Raw genomic sequence first — 17,362 nt, forward strand, 5'->3', positions numbered from 1 at the left:
CGCCTGTGCACAGGTTCCTGTGCACTGCGGCAACCCGGCGTCTCCGCAGGGGGGTTACCCCCACCCTGCGGAGCGCGAGTCGGGATGCGTGGCTCGCTCCTGCTGCCGCCCCACCCCCGTGGGAGCGGCCTGCTCAGAACGCCTCGTACCCCAAGTCGTCGGTCTCTTCGCCCTCTTTCTCCAGCGCCTGCCGGACCACACGGAGCACCATGCCCTCCCCGTATCCCTTGCGGGCGAGCATGCCCGCGAGTCGGCGCAGGCGCTTGTCGCGGTCGAGGCCTCGCGTGGAGCGGAGCTTGCGGGCGACGAGCTCGCGCGCGGTCGCCTCCTCCTGCTCCGGATCGAGCTGCCCCACGGCCTCGTCGATCAGCGTGGACTCCACGCCCTTGGTGCGCAGCTCCCGCGCGAGCGCACGGCGGGCCAGGCCCCGGCCGTGGTGCCGGGACTCCACCCAGGCGTCCGCGAAGGCGCTGTCGTTGATCAGCCCGACCTCTTCGAAGCGGGAGAGGACCTCTTCCGCCACCTCGTCGGGGATCTCCCGCTTGCGCAACGCGTCGGCGAGCTGCTTGCGCGTGCGTGGGGTGCCGGTGAGGAGACGCAGACAGATCGCCCGCGCCCGCTCGGCCGGGTCCCCCGTCGGCGGCTCCCCCTTCTCGGCCCTCGACGAGGAAGGGGAACCGCTGTCCTGGTGGCCGTCGGAGCCGAACCCGCCGCGCCGACGTCGGCGCCCACGGCTCCGTCCCTCGCCGTCCTGGAAGCCGTCGCTGTCGCCACGGCTGTCGTACCGGTCCGCGCCGTCCTGATCCACACCGCCCCCGTGGCCCCGCCCGGCAGCGCCGGTGCGGCTTTCGGGGGCGGTGTGGTCCGCCCAGTCGGTTCGTCGTGTCACGGACTAGCTCTTGGCCGCCGCGGCCTTGGACTTGGTGGTCTTGACCACCGGCGCGGGCACCGTCTTGGCGTCGTCGGCCGCCGGGGCAGCGGCCGCCGCGTCCACGCTCGGCTCCTCGGTCGGAGCCTCGGGCTTCACGCCGACGCCCAGCTTCTCCTTGATCTTCCTCTCGATCTCGTTGGCGAGGTCGGGGTTGTCCTTCAGGAAGTTGCGGGCGTTCTCCTTGCCCTGGCCGAGCTGGTCGCCCTCGTACGTGTACCAGGCGCCCGCCTTGCGGACGAAGCCGTGCTCGACGCCCATGTCGATCAGGCCGCCCTCGCGGCTGATGCCCTGGCCGTAGAGGATGTCGAACTCGGCCTGCTTGAAGGGCGGCGCGACCTTGTTCTTGACGACCTTGACGCGGGTGCGGTTGCCCACCGCGTCCGTGCCGTCCTTCAGGGTCTCGATGCGGCGGATGTCCATGCGCACCGACGCGTAGAACTTCAGCGCCCGGCCACCGGTCGTGGTCTCCGGCGAACCGAACATCACGCCGATCTTCTCGCGCAGCTGGTTGATGAAGATCGCGGTGGTCTTGGACTGGTTGAGCGCGCTGGTGATCTTCCGGAGCGCCTGGCTCATCAGGCGGGCCTGCAGACCCACGTGCGAGTCGCCCATCTCGCCCTCGATCTCCGCGCGCGGCACCAGGGCGGCGACGGAGTCGATGACGATCAGGTCGAGGGCGCCGGAGCGGACCAGCATGTCGACGATCTCGAGGGCCTGCTCGCCGTTGTCCGGCTGGGACAGGATGAGGTTGTCGATGTCGACGCCGAGCTTCTTCGCGTACTCGGGGTCGAGGGCGTGCTCCGCGTCCACGAAGGCCACCGCGCCGCCCGCCCGCTGGGCGTTGGCCACAGCGTGCAGGGTGAGGGTCGTCTTACCGGAGGACTCCGGGCCGTACACCTCCACCACGCGGCCGCGGGGGATGCCGCCGACGCCGAGCGCGACGTCGAGCGCGGTCGACCCGGTGGGGATGACCTCGATGGGGTCGTTCGGCCGCTCGCCCATGCGCATCACTGCGCCCTTGCCGAATTGCCGTTCAATCTGTGCGAGCGCGGCGTCGAGCGCCTTCTCGCGGTCGGTTCCTGCCATGGGTTCCACCCGATTTGCTTGAGTCGATCGCTTCACGTCAAAGACGCTAACGCCTGCCACTGACAATCCGCCCCGACGCCCGTCCAGCCTGTGGATAACTCGAGGTCATCGCTCACCGAAATCCTCCGGGAGCCTCCCGGGGATCTCCCCGCCCGCCCCGCAGAATCGCCGCCGGACCACCCATGAGAATGGATGTTCGAATTTAGTGTCAAGCGTGGCACGCCGTGGGGCGACCTCCCGCGTCCTCCCCTCCTTGCGCCCGCCCGGCTGCTACTTGCGCCCGCCCGCCTTCGGCGAAGCTCCGCCGGACTCCGGTGGGGCCTCCGGCCGGTTCGGCCCCCGCAGGGCGCGCCGCATGCGGGCGAGGAGGGGTGCTCCGACCTGGCGCCGGTGCCCGTGCACCCGGGGGTCGTCCGTGACGTCGTACCTCTTCACGTACGCCCCGAGGAAGGCCTGCAGCGTCGCGACGGCGGGGATGGCGATCAGCGCACCGACCGCGCCGAGGAGCGCCGTGCCCGCGATGACCGAGCCGAACGCGACCGCGGGGTGGATGTCCACGCTCTTGGCGGTGAGCTTGGGCTGCAGTACGTAGTTCTCGAACTGCTGGTAGACGACTACGAAGATCAGCACCCAGAGCGCGTACCAGGGATCGACCGTGAAGGCGATCAGCATCGGCAGAGCGCCCGCCAGATACGTGCCGATGGTGGGGATGAACTGGGACACGAGGCCCACCCACACGGCGAGCACGGGCGCGTAGGGGACTTCGAGCACCTGGAGCAGGATGTAGTGCGCGATGCCGGAGATCAGCGCCATCAGGCCGCGCGAGTAGAGGTAGCCGCCGGTCTTGTCGACCGCGATCTCCCAGGCCCGCAGCACCTCGGCCTGCTTGGCGGGCGGCAGCACCGAGCACAGCGCACGCCGCAGCCTCGGCCCGTCGGCCGCGAAGTAGAACGAGAACAGCAGGATCGTCAGGAGCTGGAAGAGACCGCCCAGTACCTGCGCGGAGACGTCCAGGACGCCGCTGGCGCTGTTCTGCACGTACTTCTGGAGCCAGTCCGAGTGGACCAGGCTGTCCTGGACCTCGACGCGGGAGAGGTCCGTGTGGAAGGTCTGGTTGATCCAGCTGATGACCTTGTCGAGATAGTCGGGGAAGTCCTCGACCATGTCCACGATCTGGCCCGCGAGCATGGAGCCCATCAACGCGACGAAGCCCGCGCTCGCGATCACCACGCCCAGGAAGACCAGGAACGTGGCGAGGCCCCTGCGCAGCCCGCGCGCCGCCATCCAGCTCACCGCAGGCTCGACCGCCAGCGCCAGGAAGAACGCGATCAATACGTTGATCAACAGCCCGGTCAGCTGATGGAACGCCCAACTGCCCAGCTGAAAACAGGCAATGAGCGCAAGGGCAAGAACCATGGCCCGCGGCAGCCAACGCGGCATGCGGGCGCCACGTCCTGCCTCTGCCCCGGCGGGGGGCTGTGCGGGCGGCGTCGTGCCGGGCGGAGCGGTGTCCTGGGTGACCTGAGCGGTCTCGTCTGTCGGTGCCACTGGGCAAGTCTCGCCCACGCCGCCACCGATCGGTCGCCACCCTCGCATCTTGGGACGGGCTTGGGACGGCTCACGCGCGCGTGGAGCCCTCCGGCACCGCCGAACCGTCCGCAGTCAACGCTTTTCTGCGGGTACGTCCATCGCCGTGCACACCGCGCGCCAGACGTCTTTGGCGTCCCAGCCGCCGTCCAGCGCTTCATGGACCGTACGGCCGCCCAGTTCCGCCATCACGTGATCGCGCGCGAAGGAGTCGGCGTACCCCGCACCGAAGTGGGCCGCCATCCGCTGCCAGAAGACCGTCAACCGCATGACTCCAGTATCACGCCCCTGAGGGTGCAGCCGGGCGCAGGGGGCTCGCCGAGAACGCTTTCCGTCCTACGGTCGGTGCATGGCCGAAACCGGAGCATCCCCCGACGCTGTGCCCTCCCCCGACGCGGCGCTCTCCCCGCTCGCCCGCGCCGAGCACTTCGTCTGGCTCACCGCGCGCGTCCTGGAGCAGCGACGGTTCGCGTACCACTTCCTCGACGGCGCGGGCGGCGCCCCGGCCGCGGACGCGGTGGAGACCGCCCTGACCTCGTACACCACCGCGGACGGCGGGTACGGCTTCGCGCTCGAGCCCGATCTGCGCGGGCCCGTGAGCCAGCCGCTGCACACCGGGCACGCGCTGGGTGTGCTGGACTCGATCCGCCGCTGCGGCGGGCAGCGGGTGGAGCGCGTGTGCCGGTATCTGACCTCGGTGTCGACGCCCGAAGGCGCCCTTCCCGCGATCCATCCCAGCCAGCGCGGCTACCCCGCGGCACCGTTCATGCCGATCGTGGACAACCCGCCCAGCGAGTTGCTCGCCACCGGCCCCGTAGTGGGCCTGCTGCACCGCAACGAGGTCTGGCACGCCTGGCTCTTCCGGGCCACGGACTTCTGCTGGGCGGCCGTCGAATCGCTCGAGAGGTCTCATCCGTACGAGATCCGGGCCGCCGTCGCCTTCCTGGACGGCGCACCCGACCGCCCGCGCGCGCGGGCCGCCGCCGACCGTCTGGGGCGTCTCGTGCGCGAGCAACGAATCGCCGCGCTGGATCCGGCGGATCTCGACGCGTATCCGGTGTCGCCCGGTTACGGACCGGGGGAGCACCACTTCCCGCACGACTTCGCGAAGGTCCCCGAGTCGCTCGCGCGCTCGTGGTTCACCGACGCGGAGATGGAGCGCTCGCTCGACTTCCTGGCCCGGGACCAGGAGGCGGACGGCGGCTGGCCGGTGCGCTGGCGGCAGTGGGCGCCGGGCACGGCCATGGAGGCGCGGCCGATCGTCACCATCGAGGCGCTGCGCACGCTTCGGGCGTACGGGCGGCACATCGATTGAGGGGGGAGCCCCGGGCCGCGGGGCACGCGCAGCCTCTTTTCCGCAGGTCGGCGCCGATGTCAGTGGCGGGGTGCACGATGGGGGCATGGTCAGCTCCGCGTCCGGTGCCCCCGACGCTCCCAGCGCTCTCGACGGATTTTCCGCCGCGACCCGCGGCTGGTTCACGGGTGCCTTCTCCGCGCCCACCTCCGCCCAGGCCGGGGCGTGGCGGGCCATCTCCGAGGGTTCGGACGTGCTGGTCGTCGCTCCCACGGGCTCGGGGAAGACCCTGGCCGCGTTTCTCGCCGCCCTCGACCAGCTGGCGTCGGCGCCGCCGCCCGCGGACGCGAAGAAGCGCTGCCGGGTGCTGTACATCTCGCCGCTGAAGGCGCTCGCGGTCGACGTGGAGCGCAATCTGCGCAGTCCGCTGACGGGCATCCGGCAGGAGGCGGTGCGCCTCGGCATGACCGAGCCGGAGGTGCGGGTCGGCATCCGCTCGGGTGACACCCCACCCGCCGAGCGCCGTGCGCTGTCGACGCGCCCGCCGGACATCCTGATCACCACGCCCGAGTCGCTCTTCCTGATGCTCACATCGGCCGCGCGGGACGCGCTCACCGGCATCGAGACGGTGATCCTGGACGAGGTGCACGCGGTCGCCGGCACCAAGCGCGGCGCCCATCTCGCGCTGTCCCTGGAGCGGCTCGACGAGCTCTTGCCGAAGCCCGCACGCCGCATCGGTCTGTCGGCGACGGTGCGCCCGGTGGACGAGGTGGCGCGCTATCTGTCCCCGAAGCGCAAGGTGGAGATCGTCCAGCCGACCTCCGGCAAGGAGTTCGACCTGTCGGTGGTCGTTCCGGTCGAGGACCTCGCGGAGCTGGGCGGGTCACCGGTCAGCGACTCCGGAGAGGGCCCGGGGGCCGAGGCGGAGCGTCCGTCGATCTGGCCGCACGTCGAGGAGCGCATCACGGACCTCGTGCAGGCGCATCGCTCGACGATCGTGTTCGCCAACTCCCGCCGCCTTGCCGAGCGCCTGTGCAACCGCCTCAACGAGATCGCGTACGAGAGGGCGACCGGCGAGGCACTCCCCGAGGACCACTCCCCCGCGGAGCTGATGGCGGAGTCGGGTGCCGCCAAGGGCGCCCCGCCGGTCCTGGCCCGCGCCCACCACGGCTCGGTCTCCAAGGAGCAGCGCGCGCAGGTCGAGGAGGACCTGAAGGCGGGCAGGCTGCCGGCCGTCGTCGCCACGTCCAGCCTGGAGCTGGGCATCGACATGGGCGCGGTCGACCTGGTCGTGCAGGTCGAGTCGCCGCCGTCGGTGGCCTCCGGGCTCCAGCGCGTGGGCCGGGCGGGCCACCAGGTGGGCGCCGTCTCGACGGGGGTCGTCTTCCCGAAGTACCGAGGGGACCTGGTCCAGGCCGCGGTCGTCACGGAGCGGATGCGGACCGGCTCCATCGAGTCCCTGCGCGTCCCGGCCAATCCGCTGGACGTGCTGGCCCAGCAGCTGGTCGCGATGGTCGCACTCGACACCTGGCAGGTCGACGACCTGCTGACGGTGGTCCGTCGCGCGGCCTCCTTCGCCTCTCTCCCGGAGTCCGCGTTCACCGCCGTCCTGGACATGCTCGCGGGGCGCTATCCCTCCGACGCCTTCGCCGAGCTGCGGCCGCGCGTGGTCTGGGACCGCGTCGCGGGGACGGTCACCGGGCGGCCGGGTGCGCAGCGCCTCGCGGTCACCTCCGGGGGCACGATTCCCGACCGAGGTCTCTTCGGAGTCTTCCTCGCGGGCGCCGACCCCAAGAAGGGTGGCGGCCGCGTCGGAGAGCTCGACGAGGAGATGGTGTACGAGTCCCGAGTGGGCGACGTCTTCACCCTCGGCACGAGCTCATGGCGCATCGAGGACATCACGCGCGACCGGGTTCTCGTCTCCCCCGCTCCCGGCGTCCCGGGCCGCCTCCCCTTCTGGAAGGGCGACCAGCTGGGCCGTCCGCTCGAACTGGGCCGCGCCCTGGGCGCGTTCCTCCGCGAGGTCGGCGCGATGTCGCAGGAGGACGCGCGCGGGCGCCTCCTCGCCACGGGGCTGGACGCGTGGGCCGCCGACAACGTCCTGGCGTACCTCGGCGAACAGCGCGAGGCCTGTGGGCACATCCCCGACGACCGGACCATCGTGGTCGAGCGGTTCCGCGACGAGCTGGGCGACTGGCGGGTCGTCGTGCACTCCCCCTTCGGAGCCCAGGTGCACGCTCCGTGGGCCCTTGCCCTCGGCGCCCGCCTCACCGAGCGGTACGGCATGGACGCACAGGTCATGCACGCCGACGACGGCATCGTGCTCCGGCTTCCTGACGCCGACCTGATGGGCCTCGACCTGCTCGACCAGGAGCCCAGCGCTCCCCCTGTGGAGTACGACGCCGACAAGCCCCCGGTGGGCGCCGGTGACGTCACCTTCGACAAGGGCGAGGTCAATCAGATCGTCACCGACCAGGTGGGCGGCTCGGCGCTGTTCGCCTCGCGCTTCCGCGAGTGCGCCGCCCGCGCGCTGCTGCTGCCGCGCCGCAGCCCCGGCAAGCGCACCCCGCTGTGGCAGCAGCGCCAGCGTGCCGCCCAGCTCCTGGAGGTGGCCAGCGAGTTCGGTTCCTTCCCCATCGTCCTGGAAGCGGTCAGGGAGTGCCTCCAGGACGTCTTCGACGTACCGGGCCTCACCGAGCTGATGGGCGACATCGAGTCCCGCCGCGTCCGTCTCGTCGAGATCACCACGCCCGAGCCCTCCCCCTTCGCCCGCTCCCTCCTGTTCGGGTACGTGGCGCAGTTCCTGTACGAGGGTGACTCCCCCCTCGCCGAGCGGCGGGCGGCAGCCCTCTCCCTCGACTCCAGGCTGCTCGCGGAGCTCCTCGGCCAGGCGGAACTGCGCGAGCTGCTCGACGCCGACGTCCTGACGGAGCTGGAGCAGGAGCTCCAGTGGCGCACCGAGGACCGCCGCATCAAGGACACCGAAGGCGTCGCCGACCTGCTGCGGCTCCTCGGCCCGCTGACCGCGACCGAGTTGACCGAGCGCGGCGCCGAACCGGACTGGGCGGAGGAGCTGGCGGCCGCCCGCCGTGCGATCCGGGTCCGTATCGCAGGCGTGGACCACTGGGCGGCCATCGAGGACGCGGGCCGACTGCGGGACGCCCTCGGCACCGCCCTGCCCGTGGGCGTCCCCGAGGCCTTCACCGAGCCCGTCAAGGACCCCCTGGGCGACCTCCTCGCCCGCTTCGCCCGCACGCACGGCCCGTTCACGTCCGCCACGGCCGCGGCCCGTTTCGGGCTCGGCGCGGCGGTCACCGACGGCGCGCTGCAGCGCCTCGCGGCGAACGGCCGCGTGGTGCAGGGGGAGTTCCACCCGGCGGGCATCGGCCAGGAGTGGTGCGACGCCGCGGTGCTGCGCCGCCTGCGCCGCCGCTCCCTCGCGGCCCTGCGGCACGAGCTGGAACCGGTGCCGCCCGCCGCCCTCGCCCAGTTCCTGCCCCAGTGGCAGCACCTGAGCGGGCACGGGCTGCGCGGCATCGACGGTCTGGTGCGCGCCATCGAGCAGTTGCAGGGCGCCACGGTCCCCGCATCCGCCCTGGAGAAGCTCGTCCTGCCCTCGCGCGTCACGGGCTACAACCCGGCGATGCTCGACGAACTGACCGCGGCAGGCGAGGTCATCTGGGCCGGGGCCGGTTCCCTGCCGGGAAAGGACGGCTGGGTCTCCCTCTACCTGGCCGACACCGCGCCCCTGCTCCTGCCGCCCCCGCACCCCCTGGAGCTCACCGCACTGCACCAGTCGGTCCTGGACACCCTCTCCGGAGGTTACGGTCTCTTCTTCCGCCAGATCGCCGACCAGATCCGCGCCACCACCCACCCGGACGCCCTGGATCCGCAACTGGCCGACGCCATCTGGGAACTGGCGTGGTCCGGCCTGCTCACGAACGACACCCTCGGCCCGATGCGCTCGCTCCTGGGCTCCGGCCGCACCGCGGGATCCACGGCCCACCGTGCCAAGCGCGGCGTCCCGCGCGGGCGCTACGGCAGCCTCACCGCGGCCGCCCGCACCGCCTCCCGCACCGGCCCTCCCACCGTCGCGGGCCGCTGGTCGCTGCTCCCTCCCCGCGAGCCCGACCCGACCCTGCGCGCGCACGCCCTGGCCCGCGCCCTCCTGGACCGGCACGGCGTCGTCACACGCGGCGCGGTCGCCGCCGAGGGGGTCGAGGGCGGCTTCTCGGCGACGTACCGCGTCCTGTCGGTCTTCGAAGACAGCGGACAGGCGCGTCGCGGCTATGTCGTCGAAGGGCTCAGCGCCGCGCAGTTCGCGATGGACGGCGCGGTGGACCGCCTGCGAGCCACGGCGAACTCCCGCGACCGTACGGACGGTTCACGCCCCTCCGACTCACAGGCCGCGGTGGTCCTCGCCGCCGCCGACCCCGCCAATGCGTACGGGGCCGCGTTGCCCTGGCCCGAGCCGCCGAACGGCGCAGGCCACAAGCCGGGCCGCAAGGCCGGTTCCCTGGTCGTCCTGGTCGACGGCGAGCTGACGCTCTACATGGAGCGCGGCGGCAAGACGCTCCTGGCCTGGCCCGCCGCCCCGGACGAGCCGATCACCGACGACCCCCGGCTGCACGCCGCCGCCGAAGCCCTGGCCTCGGCCGCCCGAGCGGGCTCCCTCGGCACGGTCACAGTGGAGCGGGTCAACGGCTCCGCCGCCCTGACGTCCCCCTTCGCCCCCCTCCTGGAAGGAGCCGGCTTCCACGCCACCCCGCGCGGGCTGCGGCTGCGCGCGTGAGGGGGCGCGCGCCGACAGCGGACCGGTCACCCAGGTCCCGAACCACAGGCCCGAACCACAGGCCCAGGCCCCAGGTGACCGGTCGACGTCATCTCAGGTTCCGTGGCGCTCCATCGGCACGACAGTCTGATGGTGCTCGGGCGGCACGACAGTCTGATGGCGCTCGGACGGGACGACGGTCTGATGGTTGTCCGGCGGCGCAAGGTGTCCCGCCCCCCGACATGCCACCCTGGACCCATGCCCGAAGGTGACACCATCCACCAGGCGGCCCGGCGCCTGCACGACGCCCTCGCCGGGCACACCCTCACGCGCTCCGACCTCCGCGTGCCCAAGCTCGCGACGGTCGACCTCACGGGGCGTACCGTCCTGGACGTCACCCCGCGCGGAAAGCACCTCCTCACCCGCATCGAGGGGGGCCTCACCCTGCACTCCCACCTCCGGATGGACGGCTCCTGGCGGCTGTACGCCCCCGGCGAGCGCTGGCGCGGCGGCCCCGGGCACCAGATCCGGGCGATCCTCGGCACCGCCGAGCGCACCGCCGTCGGCTACCGCCTGCCCGTCCTGGAACTGCTCCGCACCGCCAACGAGGACAAGGCCGTGGGCCACCTGGGCCCCGACCTGCTGGGCCCCGACTGGGACCCGGAGCGCGCGCTGGGCAACGTCCTGTCCGCGCCCGACCGCGCCCTCGGCGAAGCCCTCCTGGACCAGCGCAACCTCGCGGGCATCGGCAACATCTTCAAGAGCGAGCTCTGCTTCGCCCTCGGCGTCACCCCCTGGCTGCCCGTCGGCGAGCTCACCGAGGAGACCGCCGCCCGCGTCCCCGTCCTCGCCAAGAAGTTCCTGGAAGCCAACCGGAACCGGCCCAACCGCACCACCACGGGCCTCGACCGCCCAGGACAGCGCCTCTACGTCTACGGGCGGGCACCCCGCCTCTGCCTCCGCTGCGGCACCCCGATCCGCGCGGCCGAACAGGGCGACGGCTCCCGCAGCCGCCCCACGTACTGGTGCCCCACCTGCCAACAGGGCCCGACCCCCTGAACCTCAAGACCGAACCACCTCCGCACAGGCAGCAGCACAGGCAGCAGCACAAGCAACAGCACAAGCAACAGCGCGCACCGCCAACCCAGTTGACGCCTCGTCAGATCCCGCCGTACCGTCCCGTCATGCCCGTCAAGGCGTACGACCTCACCGGACGCACCGCATTCATCACCGGCGCCGCCAGCGGCATCGGCCGCGCAACGGCCCTGCTCCTCGCGGAAGCGGGCGCCACCGTGCACTGCGCCGACCGCGACGAGCCGGGGCTCAAGGAGACCGCCGCCCTCATCACCAAGGTTGGCGGCACCGCCCATACGTACCCCTTGGACGTGACCGACAGGGCACAGGTCGACCAGGCGATAGCCACAGCGGCAGCGACACGCCCCGCCCCGACCACCGCAGACGGCACCCCCACCACCCCCCGCCTCGACATCCTGGCCGCCATAGCGGGCGTCATGCACAGCAGCCCGGTCCTGGAGACCCGCGACGAGGACCTCGACCGCGTCCTGAACATCAACTTCAAGGGCGTCCTGTACGCCTGCCAGGCCGCGGCCCGCACGATGATCGACGCCGAATCGGGCGGCAGCATCATCACCATGGCATCCGGCGCCGTCGACACCGGCGCCCCCGGACTCCTCTGCTACGGCGCGGCGAAAGCGGCCGTGGTCCAGCTCTCCAAGACCTTGGCCACGGAGCTCGGCCCGCACGGCATCCGCGTCAACGTCGTCGCGCCCGGCTGGATCCGCACTCCCATGACGACCCGCCACGACAGCGAGAAGCAGGCCCACACCGAACGCACCATGCTGCGCATGTCACCGCTCGGCCGCGTGGGCGAACCGGACGACATCGCACATGCCGTACTGCACCTGGCATCGGACGCCGCGTCCTTCACGACGGGCCAGATCCTCCGCCCGAACGGCGGCGTCGCCATGCCCTGGTAGCCCGCGCCCTGACGGCACGCGCCCGCACCCGCCCCGCCGGTACGGCCGCCTTCCCCCACCACGCGAGGGCCGTACGCTCCCCCGGCCACCGCAGCTCCCCGTCGGGCCGCCGCGCGTACAGGCTGGGATCGGCTCCTCTGGCCGCCCTGGCCTCACCCAGTGCGCGGGCCTTGGGCACGCAGTGCACCGGCAGCACGCTCAGCCCCCACCCACCGGCCGCGACCGCCCCCTCGAGGACGCCCGCGTCGGGCGAGAAGGCGAGCCGCAGCACGCCCCACCACCAGAGAGCGCCGAGCGCCAGGACCGGCACCCATCGCACGGCCCGCCATGTCACGGCTGTCCCGCCCACGGTTGCCACAGATGCCACCTCCCGCCCAACGCGAGATCGACGCTAAACGCCGGGGTTCACCCCATGGGAGGGCGTACCGGCGGCGCTGGAGGCACCCGGCCGCGCCGAGAGCACCACGGCGCACGAACGGCGACGCCAGTCACGTACACCCCACTCCGTACGCCCCCGTCCCGCACGCCCTCCCACGGGACAGCGGCGGGACAGTGGCGTGAGACCCAGAGGGGTCAGCTGTTCTCCGCCTGGAACATCCAGTGATGCTTCTCCAGATCGGCCGTGATGCCGATGAAGATGTCCTGGCTGACCGGGTCCGCCTCACCGGTCGACTCCACACGCTCACGCATCCGCGTGATCACCGCACCGAGCGCTTCCACGAGCGTCCCGACCGCGTCCACGTCCTTGACCCAGCCCTCGGGGATCTTCCCGATGCCGCTGCTCTGCGACACCGTCGCCGCACGCCCGTCGGGCGACACACCGAGCGTGGAGGCGCGCTCCGCGACGGTGTCCGAGTGCTGCCTGGCGGTGTCCACGACCTCGTCGAGCTGCAGGTGCACGGAGCGGAAGCGCGGGCCGACCACATTCCAGTGGATCTGCTTGGCCACCAGTGACAGGTCGACCAGGTCCACGAGTGCACCCTGCAGGGCCTCCGAGACCGTCTTGAGATCCGCATCGGACAGCGGGCTCTTCACGACGTACATCTGTCTCCTCCAACACACGAGCGAATGAGGTAAATCCCCACCAACCATGTCATAAATCAATCAAATAGGTCGATTCACGGGTGGTCGGTCACCGGCCGCGCACCAAGCGGCTCACCGGCGGGCTCACCAGGGCATACGTCTGACAACACAGAAGCCCCGACCGAGTACCCGGTCGGGGCTTCCACACACTTCTCGGCTGCTCAGCAGCGGCACCGCATCACGCAGCGACGACGTCGACCGCCTCCGCTGGTGCCTTGATCGTGACCCGTTCCGGTGGCACGCCTGCCACGGATACGGAATTGAGCATCGAGCGAACCGGCGCACGCACCGGCTCCGGGACTGCTGCAGACTCAGCCAGCTCGGCGAGCGACAGTTCATCGCTCACTTCACGCATGAGCTCGGACATCCGTACGTCAAGCGCGTCGCAGATCGCGGAAAGCAGCTCGGAGGAAGCCTCCTTCTGCCCCCGCTCCACCTCGGAGAGATAGCCGAGCGAGACTCGGGCGGACGAGGAGACTTCGCGCAGAGTACGGCCCTGGCGCTGGCGCTGCCGACGCAGCACGTCACCAAGCAGGCGACGGAGCAGAATCATCGGTGGCTCCCTCCTCGGACCGCGTAGCCGCATCCTTCACGCCCCACCGTACCGCCTCGCGCGGCGGCCGTGCGGGGAGCGATGTCGTGTTCACTCAGGGCTGCAAACATCAATTCCCCCCGTTCTGTTCCGTATCCTGTGCCCGCCCATTCCCGGAACGTTCTCCGGTCAGCTGCTCGTGAAGCAACGTGAGCACGCTCCGTACACTCTCCATACGGATTTCCGAACGGTCGCCGTTCAACCGCAGGGCGGCCACTTTCCCACGGGCTCCGCCATCGGCGTAACCGGGCATGCTTTCGAAATCGGACCCCGCGGCCTCGGTATTCGGCCCCGCGACGGCAATATCCGGCCCCGCAACCGCCACGTACACGGTCCCGACCGGCTGTCCGTCCTGCGGTTCGGGCCCGGCGACCCCGGTGGTCGCGATCCCCCAGTCCGCGCCGAGGACCGTGCGCACACCGTCCGCCATCTGCCGCGCGACCTCGGGATCCACGGCCCCTCGCTCGTCCAGCAGAGTGCCGTCGACCCCGAGCACGTCCCGCTTCAGCTCCGTGGCGTACGCGGTCACCGACCCCCGGAAGACCTTCGAGGCCCCCGGCACCGACGTGATCTCGGCGGCCACCAGGCCGCCGGTCAGCGATTCGGCGACGGCGAGCGTCTCACCGCGCGCGGCCAGGAGCCGCACGAGACCGCTCGCGGGCAGCTCACCGGCCGAGACGGCCGAGACGTCCGAGAGCCCGGAGGACGTCACTTCGCGGCCTCCCGGGCGGACTCCGCAGCCGCCGCACGCGCCTCCGCCATGCCCTGCCTGCGCAGCACGACGGCCTGCTTCACATAGTCGAGCCCGGTCACCACGGTCAGCACGACGGCCACCGCCATCACCCAGAAGCGCAGGGTCGCGAGCGGCCCGGTCAGGGCGAGGACGTACATCCCCACCGCCGTGCCCTGGGCCAGCGTCTTCATCTTCCCGCCGCGGCTGGCCGGAATGACGCCGTAGCGGATCACCCAGAACCGCAGCAGCGTGATCCCCAGCTCGCGCCCGAGAATCACGCAGGTCACCCACCAGGGCAGATCACCGAGCCAGGACAGACAGATCAGCGCCGCCCCCATGATCGCCTTGTCGGCGATGGGGTCGGCGATCTTTCCGAAGTCCGTGACCAGGTTGTACGTGCGCGCCAGGTGCCCGTCGAAGAGATCGGTGATCATGGCCACGGCGAAGGCGGCCCAGGCGAACGAGCGCCAGGCCGGGTCGTATCCGCCGTTGCCGAGCAGCAGCATCACGAACCCGGGCACGAGCAGCAGCCGCACCATGGTCAGCAGGTTCGCGACGTTCCACAGGCTGGCCTGATTGACCGCCGCGGCGCCCAGCTTCCCGCCGCGCACCGGCTGGGCGCTCGAAGCACCCTGAGCGCCGGAGCCGCCCGCGGGTGCCGGGACTCCTGTCATCTGCGAGCCTCCTCGAGACACTCGGCCACCAAGTCCACGCCCTCCGTGCCGACGACCTTTGCCACGACCATACGGCCGACCTGCAGACCGTCCCCACCCGTGGCGCCCGTCAGGCGGATCTGGCCGTCCGTCTCGGGGGCCTGGTGCGCGGCCCTGCCGAGCGGGCCCTCCTCCTCATCGAGGGATTCGACGAGGACCTCGAGGGTCTCGCCCATCCGCTCGTCGGCGCGCTGCGAGGTGAGCTCCTCGGCGAGCCGGGAGATGTGCGCGAGCCGCTCGTCGACGACGTCCTGGTCGAGCTTCTGCTCGTACGTCGCCGCTTCGGTGCCCTCCTCGTCGGAGTATCCGAAGACGCCGATGGCGTCGAGCCGCGCGCCCGTCAGGAAGCGCTCCAGCTCCGCGAGGTCCGCCTCGCTCTCGCCGGGGAAGCCCACGATGAAGTTGGACCGCACACCGGCCTGCGGCGCCTTGGACCGGATGGTGTCCAGGAGCTCCAGGAAGCGGTCGGTGTCCCCGAAGCGCCGCATGGCGCGCAGCACGCCGGGGGCGGAGTGCTGGAAGGACAGGTCGAAGTAGGGGGCGACCTTCTCCGTCGACGTGAGGACGTCGATGAGGCCGGGCCGCATCTCGGCGGGCTGCAGATAGCTGACGCGCACGCGCTCGATGCCGTCGACGGCGGCCAGCTCGGGCAGCAGCGTCTCCAGGAGCCGGATGTCGCCGAGGTCCTTGCCGTACGAGGTGTTGTTCTCCGAGACGAGCATGACCTCCTTGACGCCCTGCTCGGCGAGCCAGCGGGTCTCGCCCAGGACGTCGGAGGGGCGGCGCGAGATGAAGGAGCCGCGGAAGGAGGGGATGGCGCAGAACGAGCAGCGACGGTCGCAGCCGGAGGCCAGCTTCACCGAGGCCACGGGGCTGCTGCCGAGGCGGCGGCGCAGCGGGGCGCGCGGCCCGGACGCGGGCGCGACGCCCTCGGGAAGGTCCTGGGGGGCCGGGGCGGGCTCGGCGGGGCCGTGGCCGGGAAGGGCGACGGCCGCCTGGGCGTCCTGGCGCTCCGCGGGGCTGATCGGCAGCAGCTTGCGCCGGTCGCGCGGGGTGTGGGCCTCGACGCTGCCGCCGCTGAGGATGGTGTTCAGGCGGCCGGAGATGTCGGCGTAGTCGTCGAATCCGAGCACGCCGTCGGCCTCGGGCAGCGCCTCGGCGAGCTCCTTGCCGTACCGCTCGGCCATGCAGCCGACCGCGACGACGGCCTGGGTCTTGCCGTGACCCTTCAGATCATTGGCTTCGAGGAGGGCGTCGACGGAGTCCTTCTTGGCGGCTTCGACGAAGCCACAGGTGTTGACGACGGCGACGTCCGCGTCTTCGGCGTCCTCGACGAGCTGCCAGCCGTCCGCCTCCAAGCGGCCTGCGAGCTCCTCCGAGTCCACCTCGTTACGGGCGCAGCCAAGGGTGACAAGGGCGACGGTGCGGCGTTCGGGCATGGTCTCAAGACTACTTCGTCCGCGCCTCGGCCCCGGCCGCCAGGGTTACCCGGCGGTCGGCCCGAGGCCTTCGGCCCGTCACCCTGCCGTCACCACGCTCCGTACAGATCCGCTGGTCAGCGGCGGTACGGGAGGCTGTCAGCCGACCTCGGGGTCACCCTTCGTGTACGTGAGGCGCTCCACCTGGCCGGGCTCGAATTCGTTCTCGACCTGCTTGCCGTTCACATACAGCTCGATCGCTCCGGCGTCGCCGAGGACGAGGTCGACCTTCTGCTTGTCCTGAAACGTCTTGTCCTGGCCCTGCTCGAGGACGCCGTCGAAGAGCGTGCGGCCGCTGTGGTCCTTGGCCGAGATCCAGCTGCGGCCGTCCGCGGCCTGGACCTTGACCGTGACCTTGTCGCGCGGGACCCCGGCGATGGCGCTGTCCGAGGGATCGGGCTTGGGGTCGGCGGGCTTGGTGGGCTTGGGCTTCTCGGCGGACTTGGTCGGGGCCGGGGTGGAGCCTTCGGCGACCGACTTGGAGCCGTCGTCGCTGTCGTCGCCACCGCCGAACGCGGTGAAGCCGACGAAGCCGATCACCGCGACGATCGCGGCGACCATGGCCGCGGTCCAGTTCGGGCGGCGCGGCTCGGAGCGGATGCGCTCGGCCTCGAAGAGGGGCGCAGCCGGTGTGGGCGCGGGCGGGTGGCCGCCGTGGCCCTCGTCGTACTGGGCGACCAGCGGGGTCGGATCGAGGCCGACGGCGCGGGCCAGCGTCCTGATGTGGCCGCGGGCGTACACATCGCCGCCGCATCGGGAGAAGTCGTCCTGTTCGATCGCGTGCACGATCGGGACGCGCACTCGCGTGGACGTGCTGACTTCGTCGACGGTCAGACCGGCGTCGACGCGGGCCTGCTGCAGGACGCGGCCGATCGAGGGCCGTTCCTCGGCCGGTCGGTCGCCCGCCCGGCTCTCGTCTGCCGGACTCTCGTCCGTGACGCTGTCGGTGCGGTCGAGGCGGTCGTCCGAAGGTCGGTCGTCTTCAGGGGAGTTGCCGATGGACACGGGGGCGCCTTTCGAGCGTGTAGCCACCTGCCGGAGGTTCAGTTTAGGGGGGTCTTGAAAGGGTGGGGCAACCGGGCGGACGGACTTTGTAC

15 protein-coding genes are annotated in these 17,362 nt (G+C 71.6%); 4 read left to right on the top strand and 11 right to left on the bottom strand.

Annotation, left to right across the window (positions count from 1 at the left end; all coding sequences use genetic code 11):
* Positions 1-133: 133 nt before the first annotated feature.
* The 4 genes from recX to ABZV77_RS04325 form a co-directional block, all read right to left on the bottom strand.
* A complete protein-coding gene (recX, locus tag ABZV77_RS04310; protein WP_356250052.1) occupies positions 134-889 on the bottom strand; it encodes a recombination regulator RecX in 756 nt (251 codons plus the stop codon).
* A 3-nt stretch (positions 890-892) separates the two neighbouring features.
* Complete coding sequence (recA, locus tag ABZV77_RS04315) at positions 893-2,017, bottom strand: recombinase RecA (RefSeq protein ID WP_356250054.1); 1,125 nt, start codon at positions 2,015-2,017, stop codon at positions 893-895.
* A 270-nt stretch (positions 2,018-2,287) separates the two neighbouring features.
* Complete coding sequence (locus ABZV77_RS04320; RefSeq protein WP_356250056.1) at positions 2,288-3,565, bottom strand: AI-2E family transporter; 1,278 nt, start codon at positions 3,563-3,565, stop codon at positions 2,288-2,290.
* A gap of 114 nt (positions 3,566-3,679) precedes the next feature.
* Positions 3,680-3,874 (bottom strand): DUF3046 domain-containing protein, encoded by a 195-nt coding sequence (locus ABZV77_RS04325; protein ID WP_356250058.1) that lies wholly within the window; start codon positions 3,872-3,874, stop codon positions 3,680-3,682.
* A 79-nt stretch (positions 3,875-3,953) separates the two neighbouring features.
* Between ABZV77_RS04325 and ABZV77_RS04330 the strand changes: the two genes are divergently transcribed.
* From ABZV77_RS04330 to ABZV77_RS04345, 4 genes are all read left to right on the top strand, one after another.
* Positions 3,954-4,919, top strand: coding sequence for a hypothetical protein (locus ABZV77_RS04330; RefSeq protein WP_356250060.1), 966 nt, complete (start codon positions 3,954-3,956; stop codon positions 4,917-4,919).
* A gap of 85 nt (positions 4,920-5,004) precedes the next feature.
* The gene (locus ABZV77_RS04335) at positions 5,005-9,690 is read left to right on the top strand and encodes an ATP-dependent helicase (RefSeq protein WP_356250062.1); all 4,686 of its coding nucleotides are present in this window, start codon (positions 5,005-5,007) and stop codon (positions 9,688-9,690) included.
* 237 nt (positions 9,691-9,927) lie between these two features.
* Positions 9,928-10,728 carry a DNA-formamidopyrimidine glycosylase family protein gene (locus ABZV77_RS04340; RefSeq protein WP_356250064.1) on the top strand — a complete coding sequence of 267 codons (801 nt, stop codon included), beginning with the start codon at positions 9,928-9,930 and terminating at the stop codon, positions 10,726-10,728.
* Positions 10,729-10,853: 125 nt separating this feature from the next.
* Positions 10,854-11,666: an SDR family oxidoreductase gene (locus ABZV77_RS04345; protein WP_356250065.1), complete on the top strand. Its 813-nt coding sequence runs from the start codon at positions 10,854-10,856 to the stop codon at positions 11,664-11,666.
* Here the strand turns inward: ABZV77_RS04345 and ABZV77_RS04350 are convergent.
* From ABZV77_RS04350 to ABZV77_RS04380, 7 genes are all read right to left on the bottom strand, one after another.
* Positions 11,614-12,000: a hypothetical protein gene (locus ABZV77_RS04350; RefSeq protein WP_356250210.1), complete on the bottom strand. Its 387-nt coding sequence runs from the start codon at positions 11,998-12,000 to the stop codon at positions 11,614-11,616. The two genes, ABZV77_RS04345 and ABZV77_RS04350, sit on opposite strands and share 53 nt — an antisense overlap.
* Before the next feature lie 239 nt (positions 12,001-12,239).
* On the bottom strand, positions 12,240-12,710 hold the full coding sequence (locus ABZV77_RS04355) for a DNA starvation/stationary phase protection protein (RefSeq protein WP_356250067.1): 471 nt from the start codon (positions 12,708-12,710) through the stop codon (positions 12,240-12,242).
* A 217-nt stretch (positions 12,711-12,927) separates the two neighbouring features.
* Positions 12,928-13,302, bottom strand: a complete 375-nt coding sequence (locus ABZV77_RS04360; RefSeq protein WP_055564110.1) for a helix-turn-helix transcriptional regulator — start codon at positions 13,300-13,302, stop codon at positions 12,928-12,930.
* Between the two features lie 109 nt (positions 13,303-13,411).
* Complete coding sequence (locus tag ABZV77_RS04365) at positions 13,412-14,005, bottom strand: CinA family protein (protein ID WP_356250212.1); 594 nt, start codon at positions 14,003-14,005, stop codon at positions 13,412-13,414.
* A 44-nt stretch (positions 14,006-14,049) separates the two neighbouring features.
* The gene (pgsA, locus tag ABZV77_RS04370; RefSeq protein WP_356250069.1) at positions 14,050-14,748 is read right to left on the bottom strand and encodes a CDP-diacylglycerol--glycerol-3-phosphate 3-phosphatidyltransferase; all 699 of its coding nucleotides are present in this window, start codon (positions 14,746-14,748) and stop codon (positions 14,050-14,052) included.
* A complete protein-coding gene (gene rimO, locus ABZV77_RS04375) occupies positions 14,745-16,226 on the bottom strand; it encodes a 30S ribosomal protein S12 methylthiotransferase RimO (RefSeq protein WP_356250071.1) in 1,482 nt (493 codons plus the stop codon). Before rimO ends, pgsA begins: the two co-directional genes overlap by 4 nt.
* A 138-nt stretch (positions 16,227-16,364) precedes the next feature.
* On the bottom strand, positions 16,365-17,270 hold the full coding sequence (locus ABZV77_RS04380; RefSeq protein WP_356250073.1) for a helix-turn-helix domain-containing protein: 906 nt from the start codon (positions 17,268-17,270) through the stop codon (positions 16,365-16,367).
* Between the last annotated feature and the right edge of the window lie 92 nt (positions 17,271-17,362).

The sequence above is a fragment of the Streptomyces sp. NPDC004732 genome, assembly GCF_040609235.1.
GTDB lineage: Bacteria > Actinomycetota > Actinomycetes > Streptomycetales > Streptomycetaceae > Streptomyces.